The 236-nt window shown below is 71.2% G+C and carries 1 protein-coding gene; it reads left to right on the top strand.

Annotated features, from left to right (window positions below; all coding sequences use genetic code 11):
* Positions 1–236, top strand: a 236-nt coding sequence (locus tag SB773_RS34620) for a metallophosphoesterase (RefSeq protein WP_410595071.1), incomplete at both ends; no start/stop codon positions are given.

Below are 236 nucleotides of genomic sequence, written 5' to 3'. Positions count from 1 at the left end.
CTGAGGCCATCGTGTTCACCGGCGACATCGCGGACACGGCCGCCCCGGACGCCTACGTCCGCATCCGCGCCCTCGTCGAGCCGGTCGCGGAGCGCTACGGCTCGCAGGTGATCTGGGTGATGGGCAACCACGACGAGCGCGCCGCCTTCCGGGTGGGTCTCCTCGGCGAGGACGCCACGACCGAGCCCTACGACCGCGTGTACGACGTCAACGGCCTGCGGATCATCGCGCTCGAC

The organism is Bacillus sp. SIMBA_074 (assembly GCF_046534555.1).
In the GTDB taxonomy this organism is placed as follows: domain Bacteria; phylum Bacillota; class Bacilli; order Bacillales; family Bacillaceae_G; genus Bacillus_A; species Bacillus_A mycoides.
This window is presented reverse-complemented; position numbering and strand designations above follow the sequence as displayed.